Annotated in this window: 1 protein-coding gene; it reads right to left on the bottom strand. The window is 78.4% G+C overall.

Annotated elements, in window-relative coordinates:
• A partial coding sequence (locus ABD308_RS11680) for a condensation domain-containing protein (RefSeq protein WP_344332036.1) occupies positions 1 to 1956 on the bottom strand: 1956 nt, incomplete at both ends.

Genomic DNA, 1956 nt, shown 5'->3' with positions numbered 1-1956 from the left:
GCTGACGGCGTTGAGCTCCACCGGGTGCGTGAGCGGCCCGGCCGGGACGTCGGCGTCGCCGAGGGCGAGCGCCGCGTCGGCCGTGACCGGCGCCCAGAGGGTGTCCGGACCGGCGTCGGTGAAGCGGCCCAGGTAGTTGAACGCCACCTGCGGGCCGGGCAGGGCGGCCAGCACCGGGGCCGTCTCCGGGTTGAGCCGGCGCAGCAGGCCGTGGCCCAGGCCGTCGCCGGGCAGGGCGGCCAGCTGTTCCCTGATCCGGACCACGGCGGCGGCCAGTTCGGGGCCGGCCTCCTCGACCTGAGGCCGGTCGAGCGGGCCGGGGTCCAGGCGCACCGGCTGGACGCCGGTGAACCAGCCCACGGTGCGGGAGAGGTCGACGCCGTCCGCGAGGTCCTCCTGGCGGCCGTGGTTCTCGACGGCGACCAGGACCCCGCCGTCCGGGGCCTGCCGCGGGGCGCGGCGACGGCGCCACTGCTCCAGGGCGATGCCGAACGCGGCCAGCAGGACGTCCTGCACGCCGGTGTGGAAGGCGCCGGGGGCGGTGCCGAGCAGCGGGGCGGTGGCCTCGGGGGGCAGGGTGAGCAGCAGTCGGCCGGTTCCGCCGGTCCGCTCGGCGGCCGCGGAAGTGGGGAGAAGCGGTGGCGTGTTCGCCAGCAGTGCCTGCCAGCCGGGGAGTTCGGCCAGGCGGTGCGGGTCGGCGGCCTCCTCGGTCAGCAGCTCGGCCCAGCGGCGCACCGAGGTGCCCACCGGGGCCAGGACCACCGGCCGGTCCGCCAGGACCGCCTCGCCGGCGGCCCGCAGGTCCGGCAGCAGGATCCGCCAGGACACCCCGTCCACCACCAGGTGGTGCAGCACCAGCAGCAGCCGCCCGGGCCGGTCCGCGCCGGCGTCCAGCCAGACCGCCTGGAGCATCACCCCGGCCCGCGGGTCCAGCCGGCGCCGGGCGGCGGCGGCCTGCTCGGCGGTCAGCGCCCGCAGCCCGTCCGGGTCGAGGCCCGTGGCGTCCACCCGCCGCAGGTGGTCCGCGACCCGCACCGAGCCGGCCGGCCCGGCGTGCAGCACCCAGCGGCCGTCCGCCCGGTCGGCGAGCCGGGAACGCAGCCCGTCGTGGTGGTCGACGAGTGCCTGGAGGACGGCGGCGAGCCGGGGCGGGTCCACGGGTGGCACGGCGACCACCGCCTGCTGGCCGAACCGGCGGAACTCGTCTTCGGGCAGGTCGAGTTCGCGCAGCCACTCGGTGATCGGGGTGGGCGCGATCTCACCCGTCCCGACGTCCTCGAAGCCCGCCGCGTCCTCGGCGGGGACGGCCACCGCCGCGAGTCCGGCCACCGAGGGGTGGGCGAACACGTCGCGCGCGCCGATCACCAGCCCGGCCGCGCGGGCCTGCGAGACCACCTGGATCGCCTGGATGCTGTCGCCGCCCAGGTCGAAGAAGCCGTCCCCGGTGCCGACCTCCGGCAGCCCCAGCACCTCGGCGTAGATCGCGCACAGGGCCCGCTCGGCCGGGGTGCGCGGGAGGCCGGAGCCGGCGGCCGCGGTGAACTCCGGCGCGGGCAGCCGCTCCCGGTCCACCTTGCCGTTGGCGGTGAGCGGCAGTTCCGCCAGCACCACCACCGCCGCCGGGACCAGGTACGGCGGCAGTTGCGCGGCCAGCGCGGCCCGCAGCGCCGCCGGGTCCGGCGCCGCCGCCCCCGGGCGGGGGACGACGTAGCCGGCCAGGGCACGCCGGCCCGGCTGGTCCTCGCGGACCGCCGCGACCGCCTGCGCCACCTCCGGCAGGGCGGCCAGCGCGGACTCGATCTCGCCCAGCTCGATCCGGAAGCCCCGGACCTTCACCTGGTGGTCGGTGCGGCCGAGGAAGTCCAGCTGTCCGTCCGCCCGCCACCGCACCAGGTCCCCGGTGCGGTACATCCGCGTGCCGGGCGGGCCGTACGGGTCCGGCGGGAAGCGGCGCGC

This window comes from Kitasatospora putterlickiae (assembly GCF_039527695.1).
In the GTDB taxonomy this organism is placed as follows: domain Bacteria; phylum Actinomycetota; class Actinomycetes; order Streptomycetales; family Streptomycetaceae; genus Kitasatospora; species Kitasatospora putterlickiae.
This window is presented reverse-complemented; position numbering and strand designations above follow the sequence as displayed.